Origin of the sequence: Ornithinibacter sp., from assembly GCF_035443565.1 — a bacterium.
Classification (GTDB): domain Bacteria; phylum Actinomycetota; class Actinomycetes; order Actinomycetales; family Dermatophilaceae; genus Fodinibacter.
Genome location: NZ_DAORSO010000150.1, coordinates 1 through 1,835, shown reverse-complemented (window position 1 = coordinate 1,835; position 1,835 = coordinate 1). Strand labels below are relative to the sequence as shown.

3 protein-coding genes are annotated in these 1,835 nt (G+C 70.6%); 1 reads left to right on the top strand and 2 read right to left on the bottom strand.

Annotated features, from left to right (window positions below; all coding sequences use genetic code 11):
• Positions 1–4: 4 nt before the first annotated feature.
• Complete coding sequence (galE, locus tag PLL68_RS12165; protein WP_324534450.1) at positions 5–1,024, top strand: UDP-glucose 4-epimerase GalE; 1,020 nt, start codon at positions 5–7, stop codon at positions 1,022–1,024.
• Positions 1,025–1,046: 22 nt separating this feature from the next.
• Here galE and PLL68_RS12160 read toward each other — a convergent pair whose 3' ends face one another.
• Both PLL68_RS12160 and PLL68_RS12155 read right to left on the bottom strand, forming a co-directional pair.
• On the bottom strand, positions 1,047–1,517 hold the full coding sequence (locus tag PLL68_RS12160; RefSeq protein ID WP_324534440.1) for a VOC family protein: 471 nt from the start codon (positions 1,515–1,517) through the stop codon (positions 1,047–1,049).
• A gap of 10 nt (positions 1,518–1,527) precedes the next feature.
• On the bottom strand, positions 1,528–1,835 hold a 308-nt coding region (locus PLL68_RS12155), incomplete at its 5' end, for a helix-turn-helix transcriptional regulator (protein WP_324534438.1).

Sequence of the window (1,835 nt, the reverse complement as noted above, 5' to 3'; positions counted from 1 at the left end):
CGCCATGCGCGTCCTCGTCTCCGGCGGTGCCGGCTACATCGGGTCCCACACGGTCGTCCAGCTCGTCGCGGCGGGCCACGACGTCGTCGTCGTCGACTCCTTCGCCAACGCCAAACCCGCGGTGGTCGGCCGGCTCGAGGCCTTGACCGGCAAGCCGCTCGAGGTGCACTCGTTCGACCTCACCGACCACGACAAGACCGAGCACCTGTTCGCGAACGACCGGATCGACGCCGTCATCCACTTCGCGGGGTTCAAGGCGGTCGGTGAGAGCGTGGCCAAGCCGCTGGAGTACTACGAGAACAACCTCGGCAGCACGTTCTCGCTGGTGCGCGCCATGCGCCGGCACGGGGTGACCAAGCTGGTCTTCTCGTCCTCGGCCACGGTCTACGGCGCCGACGCCCCCGTGCCGATGCGTGAGGACCTGCCGACCTCGGCGACCAACCCGTACGGCTGGACCAAGGTCATGCAGGAGCAGATCCTGCGCGACGTCGCCTTCTCCGACCCGACGTGGCGGATCGCCCTGCTGCGCTACTTCAACCCGGTCGGGGCACACGCGTCGGGGACCATCGGCGAGGACCCGTCCGACATCCCGAACAACCTCATGCCCTACCTGGCCCAGGTGGCTGTCGGGCGCCGCGAGAAGCTGTCGGTCTTCGGCGGTGACTACCCGACCCCCGACGGCACGGGGGTGCGCGACTACATCCACGTCGAGGACCTCGCCGCCGGGCACATCGCCGCGCTCACCAGGCTGGATGCCGTGGACGACGCCGTCTCGACGTGGAACCTCGGGACCGGCCACGGGACGTCGGTGCTCGAGCTCGTCGCGGCCTTCTCGCGGGCGTGCGGTCACGACCTGCCCTACGAGATCGTCGACCGCCGCCCCGGTGACGTGGCTGCGTCGTACGCCGACGCCACCCGCGCCGAGGCCGAGCTCGGCTGGCGCGCGACCCGCACCGTGGACGACATGTGCGTCGACACCTGGCGCTGGCAGTCGCAGAACCCGCACGGCTACCCCGACGCCTGACCCCGCGCCGGGGCGCTCGGCGTCAGCCCTTCGCCGGCAGCGCGGCGTTGAAGCGGAGCATGTTGCCGGCCGGGTCGCGGAAGGCGCAGTCACGCACGCCGTAGAACTGATCGGCCGGTTCCTGGAGCACCTCGGCCCGGCCGGACGCCTGCACGTGCTCGAACAGTGCGTCGACGTCGTCGCAGCGGAAGATGAGCGGCGTCAGCAGCCCCTTGGCGAGCAAGGAGTCGATCGCGGCACGGTCCTCCTCACTGACCCCGGGGCCACCGCCGACCGACTGGATGGTGATCTCGAGCTCGGGCTGCGTCGGAGGCGCCACGCTGAGCCACCGGAAGTCGCCCATGCTGACGTCCTTGGTGACGGTGAAGCCGAGCACGTCGCGGTAGAACGCCAGCGCCTTCTCGTGGTCGTCGACGACGAGGAAGCAGTTGGCGACGGCGAGGGACGCGGTGGCGGAGGCGTTTGGTGTCGTGGGAGACGTCGTGGTGTCCATGCCGTCGAGGTTAGGCACCGGGGCCGACCGCGCGCTTCTCCGATCCTGAGCGGTTCCGGGTGGGCCGGTCGACCTGCTTGGCGACGCACGCGGGGATGCCGGCGCGCTCGTCGTGCGACCGTGCCCGGTACGCGCTCGGGGTCTCCCCCATGAGCTCGGTGAACCGTGAACTGAACGAGCCGAGCGAGGTGCACCCCACCTCCATGCACACCTCGGTGATCGACAGGCCCCCCTGCCGCAGCAGCCAGGCCGCCCGCTCGACACGGCGGGTCATCAGGTGCGCGTAGGGCGTCTCACCGTAGGCCTCCCGGAAGCTGC